We start from the raw sequence: 16,915 nt of genomic DNA on the forward strand, positions 1-16,915 counted from the left end.
CCCATCATGGCCGATACGGAAAACACCCAGCCCTCGCTCGAAGACGAAGTCGCCGCCAACCGCGCCATCGAACAGGGCCTCGGCGTCGGCGCACGTGAGCTGGCCGCCCAGCGCGAACCGGGCGGCGTGGTTACGCCGGATGAGGACGAAGGCTCTGAAGACGGCGCGTCGACCGACGCTGACGAACTGGACGAAAGCCTGGCCGTTCAGGGCGTCGACGACGCCGACTGATCAGGCGGCCGCGCAGATGCTCTGGAACAGGGTCGCGCCGTCGGCGGAGCCCAGTTCGGCTTCGAAGGCGCGGTCCGGGTGGGGCATCATGCCCAGAACGTTGCCGCGCGCGTTCTGGATGCCGGCGATATCGTTGACCGAGCCGTTGGGATTGTCGACGTAGCGGAAGACGACCTGACCCTCGCCCTCGATCCGGGCCAGGGTTTCGGCGTCGGCGAAGAAGTTTCCGTCGCCGTTGCCCTGGGTCATCGTCACTTCGCGCTGGCCCTGATAGCCGGCGGTGAAGCGGGTCTGGCCGTTGGCGACGGTCAGGGCGATGGGCTTGCAGACGTATTTCAGACCCTTGTTGCGCAGCAGGGCGCCGGGCAGCATTCCGGCCTCGCACAGGATCTGGAAGCCGTTGCAGATGCCGACCACGGCGACGCCGTCGTCGGCGGCCTTCTTGACCGCCTGCATCACCGGCGACTGGGCCGCCATGGCGCCGCAGCGCAGATAGTCGCCGTAGGAGAAGCCGCCGGGAATGACGATCAGGTCCAGACCCTGGGGCAGTTCGGTCTCGGCGTGCCACACCATCGAGACCGGCTCGCCGGTGGAGCGTTCGACGGCGACCTTGCAGTCGCGATCACAGTTGGAACCGGGGAAGACGATGACGGCTGCGCTCATGGCGCGGGCCTTTAGCAGGGTTCTTTCGCCTTGTCAGGTCGTCGCGCGCGCCCGACCGCTCAGCCAGGCGATCACGAAGATGACGAAGCCGCCCAGCGACAGGCCCATGCCGACCCAGCCTGTCGACGCCCAACCGTAGCCGGCCGCAATCGCCATCCCGCCCAAGAGCGGTCCGATGGCGTTGGCCGTGTTGAACGCCGAATGGTTGAGCGCCGCCGCCAGGGTCTGGGCGTCGCCGGCGACGTCCATCAGCCGCGTCTGCAGGATCGACCCCAGGCCGCCTCCGCCGCCGATCAGGAAGACCACGACCATCACGGCCCACAGGTGAGGCGCTGCGAGCGGATAAAGCGCCAGCGCCGCCGCGCTCCATAGCAACAGGCCGCCCGCCGCCTTGAACCCCAGATGGTCCGCCGCCCAGGCCCCCACGATATTGCCCAGGAACATGCCCACGCCGAACACGGCGAAAACCCACGGCAGCACGCCGGGGCTGGCGCCCGTCACCGCCTCAAGCGTCGAGGCGAGATAGGCGTAAACTGCGAACATGCCGCCAAAGCCAATGGCGCCCACGCCCAGCGTCAGCCAGACCTGGCTGCGCTTCAAGGCGCCCAACTCGCGCCAGGGGCTGGCGTCGGGGTGGGCCGGATCCCGCGGTGCGAACAGAGCGACCAGGGCCATGGTGATCACCGCCAGCACGCCCACGATGGCGAAGGTCCAGCGCCAGCCATAGGCATGGCTGATGACGTTGACGACGGGCACGCCTAAAACGGTCCCGACCGTCAGCCCCATCAGGATGGTCGAAACCGCCCGCGTGCGAAAATGCAGCGGCACGATGGAGGCCGCGACCAGGGCCGCCACGCCGAAATAGGCCCCATGCGGCAAGCCGCTGAGGAAGCGGAAGACCAGCATCCAGTGATAGGTTGGGGCCAGGGCGCTGGCCACATTGCCGATGGCGAACAGGGCCATGAAGGTGATCAGCAGCAGCCAGCGTGGGTAGCGTGCGCCTAGGACCGCCAGGATCGGCGCGCCGACCACGACGCCGGCGGCATAGGCGCTGATGACATGGCCGGCGGTCGGTGCATCGACGCCGAGCCCGGCGGCGAAGTCTGGCAGAATGCTCATGGCCGCGAACTCAGTCACACCGATCGCAAATCCGCCCATGGCCAGGGCGATCAGCACGAGGGCGACCGCCCCGCGCGAGCGGACGGGAAGTGCGGTGTCTAGAGCGGCGTCTGTCATGTTGCGCTGCACACTAATCAGCGTTCATGACGCCACAAGGGCGACGCCGCCCAGCACCGATCACGCTTTGTTTTCGTAGGTCGCGGTGAGCGACGCCTTGGCCAGGGTGTGGAAGTGCAGGTTGAAGCCGAACACGGCGCCGGAATCGTCGGCCGTGACCTCCAAGCTCTCCACATCCACGGCGAAGACGGTGAAGATGTAGCGGTGCGGACCATGGCCGGGCGGCGGGGCGGCGCCGCCGAAACCGGGCTGACCATAGTCGGTGCGGCCCTGAACGGCGGTATGCGGCAGATGCCCGCCCGGCGAGCCGGCGCCGGCCGGCAGCTCGGTCACATCTGCGGGAATATTGGCCACCGTCCAATGCCAGAAGCCCGAGCCGGTCGGAGCATCGGGATCATAGCACGTGATCGCATAGCTCTTGGTCCCTTCCGGCGCGCCGGACCAGGAGAGCTGCGGCGAGGTGTTGCCCTTGGCGTGAACCTGGGCGTCCGGCAGCACGCCGCCGTCCTGGATATCGGTGGAGGTAAGGGTGAAGGTCATGGGCGCTCCGTCAATCAAGCCGTCTGCTTAACTGGCGTCGATGCCGAAGGATGCAACTGTCTCCTTCCCAGGACATGGGAGAGGAGACAGCAGAGTTTACGCCGCCTCGATGCGGTAGCTTTCGATCACCGTGTTGGCGAGCAGTTGCTCGCACATCTTCTTGGCTTCGCCTTGCGGGTCTTCGGCGCCGGCGAGGTCGAACTCGATCAGCTTGCCGACGCGGGCGTTGGAGACGCCCGACCAACCCAGACCCTGCAATGCGCCTTCGACGGCCTTGCCCTGAACGTCCAGGACGCCGGGCTTGAGGAAGACGTGAACCTTGACCTTGCTTGAAGCGGTTGGGGCCATCAGTGCAGTCCTCCCTGGATCACCGTCGGCATGCCCTTCATGATGCCCAGGCGACGCGCGACTTCGGTATAGCTTTCAATGACATTGCCCAGGTCGCGGCGGAAACGGTCCTTGTCCAGCTTCTCGCCGGTCGAGGCGTCCCACAGGCGGCAGCTGTCGGGGCTGATCTCGTCGGCCAGCAGGACGCGGCTGAAGTCGTTTTCCCACACCCGGCCGAACTCGATCTTGAAGTCCACCAGGGTGATGCCGACGGCGCTGAACATGCCCGACAGATAGTCGTTCACCCGCACCGTCATCGCCAGCATGTCGTCCAGCTCCTGGGTCGAGGCCCAGTTGAAGGCGGTGATGTGCTCTTCGGTGACCATCGGGTCGTTGAGCTCGTCCTTCTTGTAGTAGAATTCGATGATCGAGCGGGGCAGGGGCGTGCCTTCCTCGATGCCCAGGCGCTGGCTCATCGAGCCGGCGACGATGTTGCGGCACACGACCTCCAGCGGAATGATCTCGACTTCGCGGATCAGCTGCTCGCGCAGGTTTAGGCGCTTGATGAAGTGGTTGGTCACGCCGATGCCGTTCAGGCGCGACATGATGAACTCGCTGATCTGGTTGTTCACCACGCCCTTGCCTTCGAGAACGGCCTTCTTCTGCGCGTTGAAGGCGGTGGCGTCGTCCTTGAAATACTGGATCAGGGTGCCGGGCTCCGGTCCTTCGTACAGGATCTTGGCCTTGCCCTCGTAGATCTTCTTGCGCTTGCTATTCATGGTCCGGTCCCGGCTTACGGGCGCCCTCCAGAAACAAAAATCGCGCGGCCATATGTGGAGGGGGAAGACCCGGTCCTGGCGGCGCGTTTCGGAATCGTTCGGGCAGTCAATCTCGTTCGGGGTCTCCTTAGCCGAAGGCGGCCCGCGACACAAATGAGGATGGCCGCCGCCGCAATCATTGGGGACAGGATGTCCATGCGACGGAAGTCAGGTTGCGTTCACGGGCGGGCGGTCTATAGACGGCGCTTGCCCCGACGTTAGCGGGGTGGACGGAGCTTTGCTGAGCGAAATGACGACCTTCGACGATCGGGAAAAGGCCTTCGAGGCCAAGTTCGCCCTCGATCAGGAGCAGGAGTTCAAGGCCATCGCCCGGCGCAACCGGATGCTGGGCCTCTGGGCTGCCGAAAAGATGGGGCTGTCGAGCGAAAGCGGGGACCAGTACGCCGCCGCCGTGGTGCGCGCCGATTTCGAACAGCCGGGAGACGAGGACGTGTTCCGCAAGGTCGCCGGCGACTTCAAGGCCTCGGGCCTGTCGGTGTCGGAGGGCGAGATTCGCTCCAAGATCGACGAACTGGCCTCGATCGCCCGCGAGCAGATCCGCGCCGGCGAGTAATCGCTTCGGTCTTCGAACTGATCTGAGAATTCGAAAGGGCCGCACCCGGGGGAAAGTGCGGCCCTTTCTTCTTGCCGGGGACGTTGGGGGATGTCTCACCCGGCGTACTGTGCGTCTCGCGCCCCTGAAGAACACCAGGGCCGAGATTTGGTTTCAGGCGTCGCCGCCCGAAACCAAATATTTTTTACGGCATCAGAACCGTGTCGACGACGTGGACGACGCCGTTCGATTGTCCCACGTCGGCCTGCGTGATCGTGGACTTGCCGCCCTTGGCATCGGTGATGACCCAGGTGTTGTTCGGGCCGGCCGAAACCTTCAGTTCTTCACCCTGAACCGTCTTCAGCGTGGCGGTGCCGCCGTTGGCCTCGGCCTGGGCTGCGATATCGGCGGCCGTCAGACGACCGGCGACCACGTGGTAGGTCAGGATCTTGGTCAGATCCGCCTTCATCGCCGGCTGCATCAGGCTGGTGCGCGTCGCCTCGGGGATCTTCTCGAATGCGGCGTTGTCAGGGGCGAAGACCGTGAACGGGCCCGCGCCTTGCAGGGTGTCGACCAGGCCGGCGGCCTTCACGGCGGCGACCAGGGTGGTCAGGTTGGAGGCTTTGGAGGCGTTGGCGACGATCGTCTCGTTCGGGCTCATGGCAGCGCCGCCCACCATCGGGTCGGTCGCGGGGGCCATGGCGGCGCCGTCGGCCGGAGCCATGGCGGTCGATTCCGCCGGCGTCGTGGCGGCCGGCTCGTTGTTGCCGCAGGCGCCGAGCGCCATCAGCGCGCCGCCGGAGACGGCGACGAGCATAAGATTGCGAAGTTTGGTCATGTGTTTCGTTCCCTTTGGGCCGCTCTCAAGGCGGTAACGGGAACGTTACGCGCGACACCGCACAATGGATGCATGCCGCGCGACAAGACATCGCAGCTTCACCATTCAGTTTTCGCGCGCACTTCTATGCTGCTTTGCAGCAAGAGAACTATCGTTCGATCAGATCAGTCAACGAATTCCAGATGTCCGCCTTGCCTGCCAGTGGAATCGCATGAGCCGGGCTGGTTGAAGGCAGGTCGATAAGGCCAACCCCTGCGACGTCGCCGATAATGCGCCGTCCCAACTTGGCCGCTAGCTTGCCGTTGAAGGCGACCGCTCTCAGCCGCGGCAAGCCGCCGATCAGGCCGCGCAGATCAGCCGCCTCCGGCGAGCGGATCGCGGCATCCAGACTGCCTGACCGTTCCGCCGACGCAATCACATCCCACAGTCCCACGCCGCGCGCCTTCAATCGATCCAGTCGCTGCTCATAGGGTTGTGCCGCCATGTCTTCACCCAGCATCCCGCTGATCAGCGGCCAGAAGGCGTTGCGCGGATGGGCGTAGTACTGGGCCGCCTTCAGCGAAGCGTCGCCGGGCAAACTGCCCAGGATTAACAATCGGGTTTCCGTATCGACGACGGGTGCGAAGCCGATGCGTCGGACGTCGGTCACGCGTCTCCGAACACCCGCTTGAACACCACGTCCACGTTCTTGGTATGGTAGCCGAGGTCGAACTGGGCCTCGAGCTGGTCGGCGGGCAGGGTGACGCGTTCGTCGGCCTTCAGGAAATCCAGGAAGGCGCCTTCGCCGCGCCAGACCCTCATGGCGTTTTCCTGAACGACGGCATAGGCGTCTTCGCGCGACACGCCGGCCTGGGTCAGGGCCAGCATCACCCGCTGCGAGTGCACCAGACCGCCCAGGCGGTCGATGTTCTTCTGCATATTCTCCGGGTAGACGTTCAGCCGCTCGACCACATTGGCCAGACGGTGCAGGGCGAAGTCCAGGTGGATGGTGGCGTCCGGGCCAATGCCGCGCTCGACCGAGGAGTGGCTGATGTCCCGCTCATGCCACAAGGCGACGTTCTCCATCGCGGGCGTCACGGCCGAGCGGACCAGACGGGCCAGGCCGGTCAGGTTCTCGGTCAGGATCGGGTTGCGCTTGTGTGGCATGGCCGACGAGCCCTTTTGGCCCTTGTCGAAGAACTCCTCGGCTTCGAGGACTTCCGTGCGTTGCAGGTGGCGGATCTCAACGGCGAGACGCTCGACCGATGAGGCGACGACGCCCAGTGCGGCGAAGAAGGCGGCGTGGCGGTCGCGCGGGATGACTTGGGTCGAGACCGGCTCGACGGTCAGGCCCATCTGATCGGCCACATACTGTTCGACTGCCGGGTCGACATTGGCGAAGGTGCCGACGGCGCCGGAGATGGCGCAGGTGGCGATCTCCTCCTTGGCGGCGAGCAGGCGGCGCTTGGCGCGCTGGAACTCGGCATGATAGCCCGCCAGCTTCAGGCCGAACGTCACCGGCTCGGCGTGGATGCCGTGCGAGCGGCCCACGGTCGGGGTGTATTTATGCTCCTTGGCGCGGGTCTCCAGCGCGGCCAGAACCCGGTCGACGCCCTCGATCAGCAGGTCCGACGACCGCGCCAGCTGAACCGCGAAACAGGTGTCCAGCACGTCCGACGAGGTCATGCCCTGGTGCAGGAAGCGGGCTTCCTCGCCGACGATCTCGGCGACGTGCGTCAGGAAGGCGATGACGTCGTGCTTTGTGGTGCGCTCGATCTCGTCGATGCGATCGGCGTCGAAGGTCGCATCCTTGCCCTTGGCCCAGATGGCGTCGGCCGATTCCTTGGGGATCACGCCCAGTTCGGCCATCTTCGTGGCGGCGTGGGCCTCGATCTCGAACCAGATCTTGTACTTGGTTTCCTGGGACCAGATAGCGGCGGCGACGGGGCGGGAGTAGCGCGTGATCATGGGCGGGTCGTGTCGGTCGTGGGGGCCGCGGAGTCAAGGTTTGCGGGGCGGCGAGGTTGACTTTGCCGGCTGTTGTCCCAGATTCAGCGCGCTTTCAGGAGGACGACCTCCCCACATGGGACCAACGCCGGGACGACCCGACGCCATGCAGGGAGAATGTCATGGCCTGGGTATTCCTTGTTTTCGCCGGCCTGCTCGAAGTCGTCTGGGCGTTTCTGATGAAGGCGTCGGCCGGCTTCACGCGACCGTGGCCGACGGTGGGGATGATCGTCTTCATGATCGGTTCGTTCGGTCTGCTGTCGCTGGCGATGAAGACCCTGCCGCTGGGCACGGCCTACGCCATCTGGACCGGCATCGGCGCGGTGGGCGCCTTTGTGGTGGGCGCAAGTTTTCTTGGCGAGCCGCTGACGCCGCTCAGGATCGCGGGCGTCGCCCTGGTCGCATCGGGCCTGGTTGTGCTGAAGCTGGCGGCGAGCCATTGATGGCGGCGACAGGAGACGCGTGATGGAACTGGTGATCGGCGACAAGGCCTATTCGACGTGGTCGCTGCGGCCGTGGCTGGTGCTGAAACATTGCGGCGCGGTCTTTGACGAGATCCTCGTGCCGCTGAACCAGCCCGACACCGATCAGCGCATCCGCGAGCATTCGCCGTCCGGCCTTGTCCCGGTGCTGAAGGTCGAGGGCGAGGTGATCTGGGATTCGATGGCCATCGCCGTCTGGGCGGCCGAACGCTATCCGGAAGCGCGGCTCTGGCCTTCGGACGCCCATGCGCGCTGGCTGGCGCGTTCGGCGGCGTGCGAGATGCACGGCGGTTTCACCGCTCTGCGCACGGCCTGTTCCACCGGCCCGGATCACTGGATGGTCGGCCCCAGTCGCGCATCCGCGCCGGACCATCCGGGACTGGCCAAGGATCTGCGCCGCATCGTCGAACTGTGGCGGAGCCTGCGTGAGCGGTTCGGCGCGGGCGGGCCGTATCTGTTCGGCGACTGGTCCGTGCCGGACGCCTTCTTCACGCCGGTCGCCGCCCGCATCCGCCATTTCCAGCTCGACCTCGCGGCGCACGGAGACGACGGCACGGCCCGGGCCTATGCCGAGACCCTGTTGGCTCAACCGCATTTTCTTGAGTGGGAAGCCGACGCGCTGGGCTTAACGCACGACAACCATCCCGGCTGACGCCGCGTTAAGCGGACGCTGTTATCTCGATGGGGATGACGCGCCCGATCCTGCCCAGCCCTCCGACCCAAGCCGCTGCGCGCGGCCTCAATCCGGTCATGGCCTATGGGCTTGCGGCCCTGGTCGGGGCGGCGTTTTGGGCCAGCCTGCTGTTCGCGGTCTTCTAAGAGGTCAGCGCGCGCCGGCGATGGGCGTAGTCTCGGCGATCAGGACCGGCTCGGCCTGCGGCGGCGGGGCGACGTAATCCAGCGCCATAGGCACGGCGCGCGCCCCCGACGCGACGGCGTCCAGCGTCTTCAGCGGGCCGCCGAACAAGCGCTGATAGATCCAGTAGCTGGCCATGACCTTTTCGACGTAGTCGCGCGCCTGGGGCACGTCGATCGTCTCGATTAGCAGTAGGGGATCGGCGTCCGCGCCCAACTTCCTGACCGCCGCCAGCATCGGCCCCGGCCCGGCGTTGTAGGAGGCCACGGCCCGCAGCAGATCACCTTGGAAGGCCGGCAGGGCCAGCATCTTGTTGATGTAGGCCTGGCCCAGACGCATGTTGACCGCCGGAACCAGCAGCTTGGTCGGGTCCGAGACGAAGGTGCGATCGCCGGTCATCTCGGCCGCCGTCGTCGGCATGACCTGCATCAGCCCATAGGCGCCGACGCTGGAACGGGCGTTCGGATTGAAGTCGGTCTCCTTGCGCGCCAGAGCGTAGACCAGCGCCCGCTCGATGACGAAGCCGCCTTCGGGCGTAAGGTCCGGGATGGGATAGCGCGTCGCGTCGATGCGCGTGGCGTCACCGTTGTTGACCGGCAGGATGGCGCGCGCCAGGGCGGTCCACATCTTGGCCGCATCGCCCACGGCGGTGCGCAGGCCGGACCGCAGCTCGGTCTCGGCGTCGGCGTTGCGCCCGACCTCATAGAAGGCGACGGTGCGCTTGGCGCGGGCGTCGGCCTGAACGAAGGCTTCCAAAGCGGTCGGTTCGACGGCGGCGCTCTGGGGCACATAGGCGGCGCGGCGCAGGCGGGGCTCGGCCTCGTAGGGGCGGGGCCCCATGTTCTCGATCGTCGGCTCTTCTCCGAGCTGACGCAGGGCGATCTGGCCATAGAAGGTGGCCGGCCACTGGGCCGACAGGCGCAGATAGTCGGTGACGCGATCCTGGCGACCGGACTGGGCGGCGGCGCGCGCGGTCCAGAAGGCGGCGCCGGCGCGGACCCAGGCGTCCTCGGTTGGATCGTTGGCGACGCGTTCGAAGGCGGCGAAGGATTCGTGGAACTGGCCCAGACGCCATTCCGCCAGGCCGACCGTCCACCAGTCGCCGATCTGGCGCCCCAGGGCCGAGGCGCCGGTCAGGTCGTCATTGTTGTAGGCGACGCGCGCCGCCTTGGCCGGATCGGTCACGCCGCCGTCGCCGGACACGGCGCTGACCAGACTGTTCCAGGTGCGGCCCAGCACGCCGCCAGGACGCACCGGCTCGGGCGCGCCGTCGGGGCGACGACGCAGCGCCAGCGTATAGACGCGGTCCGCGCACGGCAGATCCGAATAGGTCTCAAGCCAGGCCGTCAGCTCTTCGTAGGTGGCGACATGGTCGGGATGAAACAGGCTCTCGAACTCGACCTGACCCAGCAGCACGCGGTCCTGCGCCTGACGGGCCGCCATGCGGGCCGTCTCGATGTCGCCGCGTCGCAGGGCGTCAAAGGCGGTGGTGTAGGAGATTCTGTCGGCCGAACTCAGCGCGGTGGGACGTCCGGAACCGGCTCCGGCCTCGGCGGTTGACCCGTAGGGCGTCTCGGCGGTTGCGGCCGTCGTGGCGGCGCAGAACGCAAGGACAAGCGTCGACGCGAGGATCGCGCGGCGGATCAGAAACATAAGCGGCGGCCCCCTCGTTGGCGACGCGCGTAAGCTACGGGCGCGTGTATGGCGATCGGTCGTCAGCATGCGAACATGCCGCGATTAGCCTTGTTCTTCAACCGAGTCCGTTTCAAGGCGAACGGCCAGCGAAAGCAGGTCGCTCCAGACCTGTCGTTTCGCTTGTGGCTGACGCAGCAAAAAGGCGGGATGCAGGGTCGGCATGACGGGCGCCGACACCGCCCCTTCCAGCAGGCGCCATTCCTTCCAGTTGCCGCGCAGCTTCATGATGCCTTCTTCGGCGCCGAGCACCGATTTGGCCGAGGCTGCGCCCAGCAGCAGCACGGCCTTGGGCTTCAGCAGGGCGAAGGCGCGCTCGAAGAAGGGCGCGCACACCGCTTGTTCCTGCGGGCTAGGGGTGCGGTTGCCGGGCGGGCGCCAGAAGACGGTGTTGGTGATGAAGACCTTGTCGGTCAGGCCTGCCGCCGCCAGCATCCGGTCCAGCAACTGCCCGGCCTTGCCGACGAAGGGCTGGCCCGCCCGGTCCTCATCCGCGCCGGGACCTTCGCCGACGATCAGGACCGAGGCGTTGGGGTTGCCGCGTCCGAACACCGATTGCGTCGCGCCCATGCCGCGCAGCGGACAGCCCTCGAACGCCGCGACCGCCGCCGCCAGATCCTGAAGCGTCGCGGCGCCGGCGGCCAGCCGCCGCGCCTCGGCGAGGGCGTCATCGGCGTTGACGCCGGCTAGTGGCATGACGACCGAGGCCGTCGCCCTCTGCACCGCCTTGACGGCCGGCGGCGGGGCGACATGGGTGTGATCAACGGGCGCATCGCCATAACAGGCGTCGACCCCCGCATCCCGCCAGAAGGCGAGCAGGCTTTCGACTGCAGCGATGTCATGGGGTTGCGCGTTCATGTCTCGAACCACCGATAAGCCTTGACCGCCCTCGCGTCACCTTCCGATAAGCGGCATAACCACACAGATAACCGGGATTCAGGGGAAACCATGGCCGAAGACGCCATCGAAGGCGGCGCGGAGAACGCCCGTCAGGACGCCATCATCGACAATCTGCCGCCGCTGGAGGCGCTGAACGGCGTCGAGCGCGAGATCATGGAATATGACGTCGTGATCGTCGGCGGCGGCCCCGCCGGCCTGTCGGCGGCCATCCGCCTGAAGCAGCGCGCGGAAAAGGACGGCAAGGAAATCACCGTCGCCGTTCTGGAAAAGGCGGCTGAGGTCGGCGGTCATATCCTGTCGGGCGCGGTCATCGATCCCAAGGCGCTGAACGAGCTGTTCCCCGACTGGAAGGAACGCGGCGCGCCGCTGGAGACGCCGGTCACGAAGGACAAATTCCTGCTGCTGGGCCCGCAGGGGTCGGCGTCGCTGCCGATGCCGCTGATGCCGCCCTTCATGCACAATCACGGCTGCTACATCGCCTCGTTGGGCAACGTCACGCGCTGGCTGGGCGAGCAGGCCGAGGCCTTGGGCGTCGAGGTCTATCCCGGCATGGCCGCCAGCCACGTCGTCTGGGAAGAAGAGACGGGTCAGGTGAAGGGCGTCGTCGCCGGCGTCTTCGGCATCGACCGCGAGGGCAAGCCGACCGGCGATTTCCAGCCCGGCATTGAACTGCACGGCAAATATGTCTTCATCGCCGAGGGCGTGCGCGGCTCCCTGGCCAAGACTATCATCGCCAGGCACAAGCTTCAGGACGGCAAGTCGCCCCAGAAATACGGCATCGGCCTGAAAGAGTTGTGGCAGGTGCCGGCCGACAAGCACCAGCCCGGCCTGGCCCAGCACACGACCGGCTGGCCGCTGGACGAACACACCGGCGGCGGCAGCTTCCTGTATCACTTCGGCGATCGCTACGTGGCCGTCGGCTACGTGGTTCACCTGAACTACAAGAACCCGTTCCTGTCGCCGTTCGACGAGTTCCAGCGCTTCAAACACCACCCTGAGATCGCTCAGCACCTGGAGGGCGGAACACGCATCTCCTACGGCGCGCGCGCCATCACCGAGGGCGGCCTGCAGTCGATCCCAAAGCTGAGCTTCCCCGGCGGCGTGCTGATCGGCTGTTCGGCCGGCTTCGTGAACGTGCCCCGAATCAAGGGCAGCCACAACGCCATGAAGACCGGCATGCTGGCCGCCGACGCCGCCTATGAGGCCGTTCAGGCCGGGCGCGCGGGCGACGAACTGGTCGAATACCAGACCGCCTTCGAAAAGAGTTGGGTCTACAAGGAGCTGTCGGTCGTCCGGAACGCGAAGCCCCTGCTGTCCAAGTTCGGCACGACGCTGGGCGGGGCGCTGGGGATGTTCGACATGTGGTGCCGCACCCTGTTCGGCGGCCTGTCGCCGATCCCGACGCTGAAGCACGAAAAGACCGACGCCGCCTCGACCGGCCTGGCCGCCGACCACAAGGCGATCGCCTATCCGAAGCCGGACGGCAAGCTGTCGTTCGACAAGCTGTCGTCGGTCTTCATCTCCAACACCAACCACGCCGAGGACCAGCCGGCCCACCTGAAGCTGCTGGATCCGTCGATCCCGATCCGGGTCAACCTGCCCAAATACGGCGAGCCGGCGCGGCTTTACTGCCCCGCGGGCGTGTACGAGGTGGTCTATGGCGACGAGGCGGCCAAGGCCGATCCCCGCTTCGTCATCAACGCCCAGAACTGCGTTCACTGCAAAACCTGCGACATCAAGGATCCGTCGCAGAACATCGTCTGGACCACGCCCGAGGGCGGCGGCGGTCCCAACTATCCGAACATGTGACGGAACGGGGCAGGGGCGGCGTTCCGCCCTTGCCCGCCGCTGCAAAAGCGTGAAGGGTCCGGGCATGATCGCCTCCCGTTCTCGCCTGTTCGCCGCCTCCCTGACCGTCCTCGCCGTGGCGCTTGCCGGCCATGCCTCGGCTCAGGACACGACCCCGCCCGCCCCGACGCCGGACACCCATCCGCCGGCCGTCATCCTGGAGCCGGGCCAGACGGCGCCGGGCCAGGCTGCGCCGGCTCAGGCCGCACCAAGTCAGGCGCCGGCCGAGGCCGCGCCCGATCCTCGCATCATCATCACCAATATGCCCGTGACGCCGGCGATCCCGGCCGTATGGGCGCCGATCCCGACGAACGCCGAGGGCCGCAGCGCCTATGGTCTGTATCTGGCGGGCAAGCTGGCCCTGATGCAGGGCGAGGGGGCGACCGGCTCGGACTATCTGGCCCAGGCGGAACGACTGACGCCGGAACAGCCGCGCGTGCGCGAACAAGCCTTCACCTCCGCCCTGCTGACCGGCGATCTGGATGTGGCGGCCGCCCTGGCCCCGACCGATGCGACCGCGTCTCCCGCGTTTGTGGAGGGTGGGCGGCTGGTGCGTCTGGTGCAGGACTTCGTGCGCGGCGACGCCAGGACGCCGAACGCCGAACTGGCCGGTCAGCCCATCGGCGCCCCGCACGCGCGCGCCGGTCTGCTGGTCGCGCCGTGGATCGCCGCCGCAGCCGGCGACTGGACCCGGGCGCTTCAGTCGGTCCCGACCGCCGGCGATCCCCTGACGCTGGCCTTCGCCCGCATCAATCGCGCCGCCCTGCTGGAAAAACGTCGCGACTATGCCGAGGCCGAGGTCGAGCTGAAGACCGCTTCCGAAGTCGCCGGCGTCGGCGCCCTGTTCAAACGCCCCTATGGCGAGTTTCTGGAACGGCGCGGACGCCGCGACGACGCCGTCGCCCTGTATGAAGCCGCCATGGCGGTGCAACCCGTCGATCCGGGCGTGGCCCGCGCGCTGCAGCGGCTGAAGGACGGCGGCCGCCCGCCGGCCTTGCCCGACTTCCGCGAAGGCGCCGCCCAGGGCCTGATCACAGCCGCCGCCCAGGCCTCGGCCGAGCGCGGCAATGAGTTCGCCGCCGTCTATCTGCGCCTCGCCCAGAACCTGCACGACGATGACGAGACGGAATATCAGCTGGCCCAGGTCCTCTCGCGCGCCGGTCTGAAATCCGCCGCCCGCAACGCCCTGTCGCGGGTCGGGAGCGCCGATCCAAAACTCTACGCCGCCGCCCGCGCCCAGTTGGCCGTCGCGCTGGAAGAGGACGGCCAGTCGCAGGACGCGCTCACCGAACTGCGCCTCGCCGCCGCCGCCAGCCCCGACGATCGGCAGATCGCCTTGGTCTTGGCCGGTCAGCTGATGCAGCTGAAACAGCATGACGAGGCGCTGACCCTGCTGGACGGGCCGCTTCTGAACACCGCTGATCAGGGCGCCAGCGTCCACTTCCTGCGCGGCGCCGCCTATGAGGCGCTGGGTCGTGTTCCCGAGGCCGAGGCCGAACTGTGGGCCGCGCTTCAGACCGCGCCGAACGACGCCGACATGCTGAACTACCTCGGCTATCTCTGGGTTGATAAGGGGCTGCGGGTTCAGGAAGGCGCCGAAATGATCGCCCGCGCCCATGCGTTGGAGCCCGACAACGGCAATATCCAGGACTCGCTGGGCTGGGCGCAGTTCAAACAGGGCCAGTACGAAACCGCCGTCAATACGCTGGAAGAGGCTGTCGACAAGGAACCGTCCAACGCCGAGATCAATGATCACCTCGGCGACGCCTATTGGAAGGTCGGCCGTCAACGCGAAGCCGTCTGGCTGTGGAATCGCGTCCTGGTGCTGGAGCCTGAACCCGAACGTCGGGCCGAGGTCGAACGCAAGATCGCCAATGGGCTGGACGGCGCGCCGAGCGCTCAGGGCGTCGCGCAATAGGTCATGCCTGCCCTGACCGCCTTGGCGCCGGCCAAGATCAATCTGTTCCTACACGTCGGCGCGGTGGACGCTGACGGCTATCATCCGCTGTCCAGCCTGGTCGCCTTCGCCGATGTCGGGGATCGCGTGTCGGTCGAGCCGGCGGATCGCCTGTCGCTGACGGTCGACGGGCCCTTCGGCGGCGGGCTGGGCGCGACGGACGACAATCTGATCCTGCGCGCGCTGCGTCAGTTGGGCGAGGCCTGCGGCATTGGAGAGCCGAAACTGAAGGTCACGCTGGACAAACACCTGCCCATCGCGGCGGGGCTGGGGGGCGGATCGTCCGATGCGGGCGCGGCGCTGAAACTGGCGCGTGACGTCCTGGCGTTCGATCTCGACGACCACGCGCTTGAGGCGGTTGCGGGCTTCGTCGGCGCGGACGGACCGATGTGTCTGCGGATGCGCACGGCCTGGGCAGAGGGGAGGGGAGACGTGCTGATCGACGAACCCCGCCTGCCGCCGCTGCCGGCCGTGCTGTTCAACCCTAGCGTCCCCTCGCCGACCGGCGCCGTCTACCGGGCCTACGACGCAGGGCCGGTGCGGGCCGCCGACAGACCCACGCCGCCCCAGGACTGGTCCATCGCCGCCGTGATCGACTGGCTGTCGGCCCAGCGCAACGATCTGGAAGCGCCCGCACTGTCCCTGACGCCGGCGATCGACGCGGCCCTGTCGGCGGTTGCGGTGACGGACCAGGTCGCTCTGACCCGCATGTCCGGCTCAGGCGCGACGGTGTTCGGTTTGTATCCCAGCGACGACGCGGCCCAATCCGCTGCGCGCGCATTGTCCGCAGCACATCCCACGGCCTGGGTCAAAGCAACGCAACTGTCCGTACAGCAACACTAAAGCTTTGTGGCCGAATACCGGCGATCAGGCTGCGAAACCGGCGATTTCGCCCAGGTCTCGCCCAGATCATCACAAACGTTACGTATTGTTTCGAAATCTCGGAACCAGATCACGGCGTTCTGATTTGAGTCGGCAGTTCCGATGTCTGGAACGGGTCGCCGTCTCCCTCGTGGCGATCCTCAAACAGGAAAAAGGAAATCGCCATGCTTCGTGCAAAATTGCTTGCCGCCACCGCCGTCGTCAGCCTGATGGCTGCCCCTGCTTTCGCCCAGGACATGACCGCCCCGGCGACCACGACGACGCCCGCCCCGGCGACCATGCCGCAAACCGATCCGGCCATGCCAGCCACGCCGCAGACGCCGGCTCCGACGGCTGAGGCCGCCGCGACCACGACCACGACTGCAGAGGCAACCACGCCTGTCGCCGGCGAAACCGTTGTCGACAAGCTGAAGGCCAGCGGTCAGTTCACCACACTGCTGGCCGCGCTGGACGCCGCCCAGCTGACCGACACCCTAGCCAGCCGTCCGGCCATCTCGATCTTCGCCCCGACCGACGCCGCCTTCGCCGCCGTGCCGGAGGCCGAGCGTACGCGTCTGATGGACCCGGCAAACGCCGCCGAACTGCGCCAGCTGCTGCTGTATCACGTCATCGTCGCCGACGTGACGCCCGACCAGATCATGGGCAAGAAGGGCGGCGTAGAGACGGCCGCCGAGAGCCAGATTCTGCTGGATGGCACCGGTTCGGCCATCAAGGCTGACGGCGCGACCGTCGTCAGCGCCGAGTTGGACGCCTCGAACGGCGCCATCTTCCCGATCGACAAGGTCCTGAACCCGGCGAATTCCATGGCTGCCATGGGCGATGAAGAGGCCGCCGCGCCCGCCGAAGCCGCCGCTCCAGCCGCTGAGGCGACGCCGGCTGCTGAAGCGACGCCGGCCCCGACCGCGCCGAACGGCCAGCCCGCCGCGATGACGACCACCACGTCCTCGTCGCCGGTCGTCAATCCGACCGATGGTCAGGTCGACACTCCGGCCACCCCGCCGGTCGACGCGGCTGATCTCGCCGCCGACGGCGCGGCCGAAGCCAAGCCGACCCCGAACTGATCAGGGTCATCCACGCGCTCGCTCGGTAGCGTGTTGAAGCGGAAG

19 protein-coding genes are annotated in these 16,915 nt (G+C 67.1%); 9 read left to right on the forward strand and 10 right to left on the reverse strand.

Going from position 1 to position 16,915, the window contains the following annotated elements; genetic code table 11:
- Positions 1-6 precede the first annotated feature (6 nt).
- A complete protein-coding gene (locus GGC30_RS01985) occupies positions 7-231 on the forward strand; it encodes a hypothetical protein (RefSeq protein ID WP_153922450.1) in 225 nt (74 codons plus the stop codon).
- On the opposite strand, the gene purQ is transcribed toward GGC30_RS01985, so the two are convergent.
- From purQ to purC, 5 genes are all read right to left on the reverse strand, one after another.
- Positions 232-894 carry a phosphoribosylformylglycinamidine synthase subunit PurQ gene (gene purQ / locus GGC30_RS01990; RefSeq protein WP_153922453.1) on the reverse strand — a complete coding sequence of 221 codons (663 nt, stop codon included), beginning with the start codon at positions 892-894 and terminating at the stop codon, positions 232-234. It abuts the gene before it with no gap.
- A 33-nt stretch (positions 895-927) separates the two neighbouring features.
- Positions 928-2,130: an MFS transporter gene (locus GGC30_RS01995; RefSeq protein ID WP_153922455.1), complete on the reverse strand. Its 1,203-nt coding sequence runs from the start codon at positions 2,128-2,130 to the stop codon at positions 928-930.
- 60 nt (positions 2,131-2,190) lie between these two features.
- Complete coding sequence (locus tag GGC30_RS02000) at positions 2,191-2,670, reverse strand: YbhB/YbcL family Raf kinase inhibitor-like protein (protein WP_153922457.1); 480 nt, start codon at positions 2,668-2,670, stop codon at positions 2,191-2,193.
- A 96-nt stretch (positions 2,671-2,766) separates the two neighbouring features.
- Positions 2,767-3,018 (reverse strand): phosphoribosylformylglycinamidine synthase subunit PurS, encoded by a 252-nt coding sequence (gene purS, locus GGC30_RS02005; protein ID WP_055805975.1) that lies wholly within the window; start codon positions 3,016-3,018, stop codon positions 2,767-2,769.
- Positions 3,018-3,776, reverse strand: a complete 759-nt coding sequence (gene purC, locus GGC30_RS02010; RefSeq protein ID WP_055752965.1) for a phosphoribosylaminoimidazolesuccinocarboxamide synthase — start codon at positions 3,774-3,776, stop codon at positions 3,018-3,020. Before purC ends, purS begins: the two co-directional genes overlap by 1 nt.
- A 289-nt stretch (positions 3,777-4,065) precedes the next feature.
- Between purC and GGC30_RS02015 the strand changes: the two genes are divergently transcribed.
- The gene (locus tag GGC30_RS02015; RefSeq protein ID WP_045809905.1) at positions 4,066-4,389 is read left to right on the forward strand and encodes a DUF1476 domain-containing protein; all 324 of its coding nucleotides are present in this window, start codon (positions 4,066-4,068) and stop codon (positions 4,387-4,389) included.
- Between the two features lie 184 nt (positions 4,390-4,573).
- Here GGC30_RS02015 and GGC30_RS02020 read toward each other — a convergent pair whose 3' ends face one another.
- From GGC30_RS02020 to purB, 3 genes are all read right to left on the reverse strand, one after another.
- Positions 4,574-5,206, reverse strand: a complete 633-nt coding sequence (locus GGC30_RS02020; RefSeq protein WP_055752966.1) for a fasciclin domain-containing protein — start codon at positions 5,204-5,206, stop codon at positions 4,574-4,576.
- A gap of 148 nt (positions 5,207-5,354) precedes the next feature.
- Entirely contained in the window at positions 5,355-5,855 is a 501-nt protein-coding gene (locus GGC30_RS02025) for a DNA-deoxyinosine glycosylase (RefSeq protein ID WP_370451835.1), read from the reverse strand.
- Positions 5,852-7,153 (reverse strand): adenylosuccinate lyase, encoded by a 1,302-nt coding sequence (purB, locus tag GGC30_RS02030; RefSeq protein ID WP_153922459.1) that lies wholly within the window; start codon positions 7,151-7,153, stop codon positions 5,852-5,854. Before purB ends, GGC30_RS02025 begins: the two co-directional genes overlap by 4 nt.
- A 161-nt stretch (positions 7,154-7,314) precedes the next feature.
- On the opposite strand from purB, the gene GGC30_RS02035 reads away from it, so the two are divergent.
- From GGC30_RS02035 to GGC30_RS16605, 3 genes are read left to right on the forward strand one after another with little or no spacing between them, the layout of a single operon-like run.
- Positions 7,315-7,635 carry a multidrug efflux SMR transporter gene (locus tag GGC30_RS02035; RefSeq protein ID WP_153922461.1) on the forward strand — a complete coding sequence of 107 codons (321 nt, stop codon included), beginning with the start codon at positions 7,315-7,317 and terminating at the stop codon, positions 7,633-7,635.
- 22 nt (positions 7,636-7,657) lie between these two features.
- Positions 7,658-8,326 (forward strand): glutathione S-transferase family protein, encoded by a 669-nt coding sequence (locus GGC30_RS02040; RefSeq protein ID WP_153922463.1) that lies wholly within the window; start codon positions 7,658-7,660, stop codon positions 8,324-8,326.
- A gap of 35 nt (positions 8,327-8,361) precedes the next feature.
- On the forward strand, positions 8,362-8,493 hold the full coding sequence (locus tag GGC30_RS16605; protein ID WP_255360385.1) for a hypothetical protein: 132 nt from the start codon (positions 8,362-8,364) through the stop codon (positions 8,491-8,493).
- A gap of 4 nt (positions 8,494-8,497) precedes the next feature.
- Here GGC30_RS16605 and GGC30_RS02045 read toward each other — a convergent pair whose 3' ends face one another.
- Positions 8,498-10,183 (reverse strand): lytic transglycosylase domain-containing protein, encoded by a 1,686-nt coding sequence (locus tag GGC30_RS02045; protein ID WP_153922465.1) that lies wholly within the window; start codon positions 10,181-10,183, stop codon positions 8,498-8,500.
- A gap of 84 nt (positions 10,184-10,267) precedes the next feature.
- On the reverse strand, positions 10,268-11,080 hold the full coding sequence (locus GGC30_RS02050; RefSeq protein ID WP_153922467.1) for a uracil-DNA glycosylase family protein: 813 nt from the start codon (positions 11,078-11,080) through the stop codon (positions 10,268-10,270).
- Positions 11,081-11,275: 195 nt separating this feature from the next.
- Between GGC30_RS02050 and GGC30_RS02055 the strand changes: the two genes are divergently transcribed.
- The 4 genes from GGC30_RS02055 (at position 11,276) to GGC30_RS02070 (ending at position 16,870) form a co-directional block, all read left to right on the forward strand.
- Complete coding sequence (locus tag GGC30_RS02055; RefSeq protein WP_153922619.1) at positions 11,276-12,931, forward strand: electron transfer flavoprotein-ubiquinone oxidoreductase; 1,656 nt, start codon at positions 11,276-11,278, stop codon at positions 12,929-12,931.
- A 64-nt stretch (positions 12,932-12,995) separates the two neighbouring features.
- Positions 12,996-14,888, forward strand: coding sequence for a tetratricopeptide repeat protein (locus GGC30_RS02060; RefSeq protein WP_153922469.1), 1,893 nt, complete (start codon positions 12,996-12,998; stop codon positions 14,886-14,888).
- A 3-nt stretch (positions 14,889-14,891) separates the two neighbouring features.
- Positions 14,892-15,770 (forward strand): 4-(cytidine 5'-diphospho)-2-C-methyl-D-erythritol kinase, encoded by an 879-nt coding sequence (locus GGC30_RS02065; RefSeq protein ID WP_153922471.1) that lies wholly within the window; start codon positions 14,892-14,894, stop codon positions 15,768-15,770.
- A 203-nt stretch (positions 15,771-15,973) separates the two neighbouring features.
- Positions 15,974-16,870 carry a fasciclin domain-containing protein gene (locus GGC30_RS02070; protein ID WP_153922473.1) on the forward strand — a complete coding sequence of 299 codons (897 nt, stop codon included), beginning with the start codon at positions 15,974-15,976 and terminating at the stop codon, positions 16,868-16,870.
- The last annotated feature ends 45 nt before the right edge of the window (positions 16,871-16,915 follow it).

Source organism: Brevundimonas sp. SPF441 (assembly GCF_009661015.1).
Lineage (GTDB): Bacteria > Pseudomonadota > Alphaproteobacteria > Caulobacterales > Caulobacteraceae > Brevundimonas > Brevundimonas vesicularis.

What these genes read in the sequence shown, in the direction of transcription:
- GGC30_RS01985 (WP_153922450.1), top strand. Translation starts at nt 7, where the DNA reads ATGGCCGATACGGAAAACACCCAGCCCTCGCTCGAAGACGAAGTCGCC.
- purC (WP_055752965.1), bottom strand. Translation starts at nt 3,776, where the DNA reads ATGAATAGCAAGCGCAAGAAGATCTACGAGGGCAAGGCCAAGATCCTG.
- GGC30_RS02045 (WP_153922465.1), bottom strand. Translation starts at nt 10,183, where the DNA reads ATGTTTCTGATCCGCCGCGCGATCCTCGCGTCGACGCTTGTCCTTGCG.
- GGC30_RS02020 (WP_055752966.1), bottom strand. Translation starts at nt 5,206, where the DNA reads ATGACCAAACTTCGCAATCTTATGCTCGTCGCCGTCTCCGGCGGCGCG.
- GGC30_RS02000 (WP_153922457.1), bottom strand. Translation starts at nt 2,670, where the DNA reads ATGACCTTCACCCTTACCTCCACCGATATCCAGGACGGCGGCGTGCTG.
- GGC30_RS01995 (WP_153922455.1), bottom strand. Translation starts at nt 2,130, where the DNA reads ATGACAGACGCCGCTCTAGACACCGCACTTCCCGTCCGCTCGCGCGGG.
- purB (WP_153922459.1), bottom strand. Translation starts at nt 7,153, where the DNA reads ATGATCACGCGCTACTCCCGCCCCGTCGCCGCCGCTATCTGGTCCCAG.
- GGC30_RS02050 (WP_153922467.1), bottom strand. Translation starts at nt 11,080, where the DNA reads ATGAACGCGCAACCCCATGACATCGCTGCAGTCGAAAGCCTGCTCGCC.
- GGC30_RS02060 (WP_153922469.1), top strand. Translation starts at nt 12,996, where the DNA reads ATGATCGCCTCCCGTTCTCGCCTGTTCGCCGCCTCCCTGACCGTCCTC.
- GGC30_RS02065 (WP_153922471.1), top strand. Translation starts at nt 14,892, where the DNA reads ATGCCTGCCCTGACCGCCTTGGCGCCGGCCAAGATCAATCTGTTCCTA.
- GGC30_RS02015 (WP_045809905.1), top strand. Translation starts at nt 4,066, where the DNA reads ATGACGACCTTCGACGATCGGGAAAAGGCCTTCGAGGCCAAGTTCGCC.
- GGC30_RS02040 (WP_153922463.1), top strand. Translation starts at nt 7,658, where the DNA reads ATGGAACTGGTGATCGGCGACAAGGCCTATTCGACGTGGTCGCTGCGG.
- purQ (WP_153922453.1), bottom strand. Translation starts at nt 894, where the DNA reads ATGAGCGCAGCCGTCATCGTCTTCCCCGGTTCCAACTGTGATCGCGAC.
- GGC30_RS02035 (WP_153922461.1), top strand. Translation starts at nt 7,315, where the DNA reads ATGGCCTGGGTATTCCTTGTTTTCGCCGGCCTGCTCGAAGTCGTCTGG.
- GGC30_RS02070 (WP_153922473.1), top strand. Translation starts at nt 15,974, where the DNA reads ATGCTTCGTGCAAAATTGCTTGCCGCCACCGCCGTCGTCAGCCTGATG.
- GGC30_RS02055 (WP_153922619.1), top strand. Translation starts at nt 11,276, where the DNA reads ATGGAATATGACGTCGTGATCGTCGGCGGCGGCCCCGCCGGCCTGTCG.
- purS (WP_055805975.1), bottom strand. Translation starts at nt 3,018, where the DNA reads ATGGCCCCAACCGCTTCAAGCAAGGTCAAGGTTCACGTCTTCCTCAAG.
- GGC30_RS16605 (WP_255360385.1), top strand. Translation starts at nt 8,362, where the DNA reads ATGACGCGCCCGATCCTGCCCAGCCCTCCGACCCAAGCCGCTGCGCGC.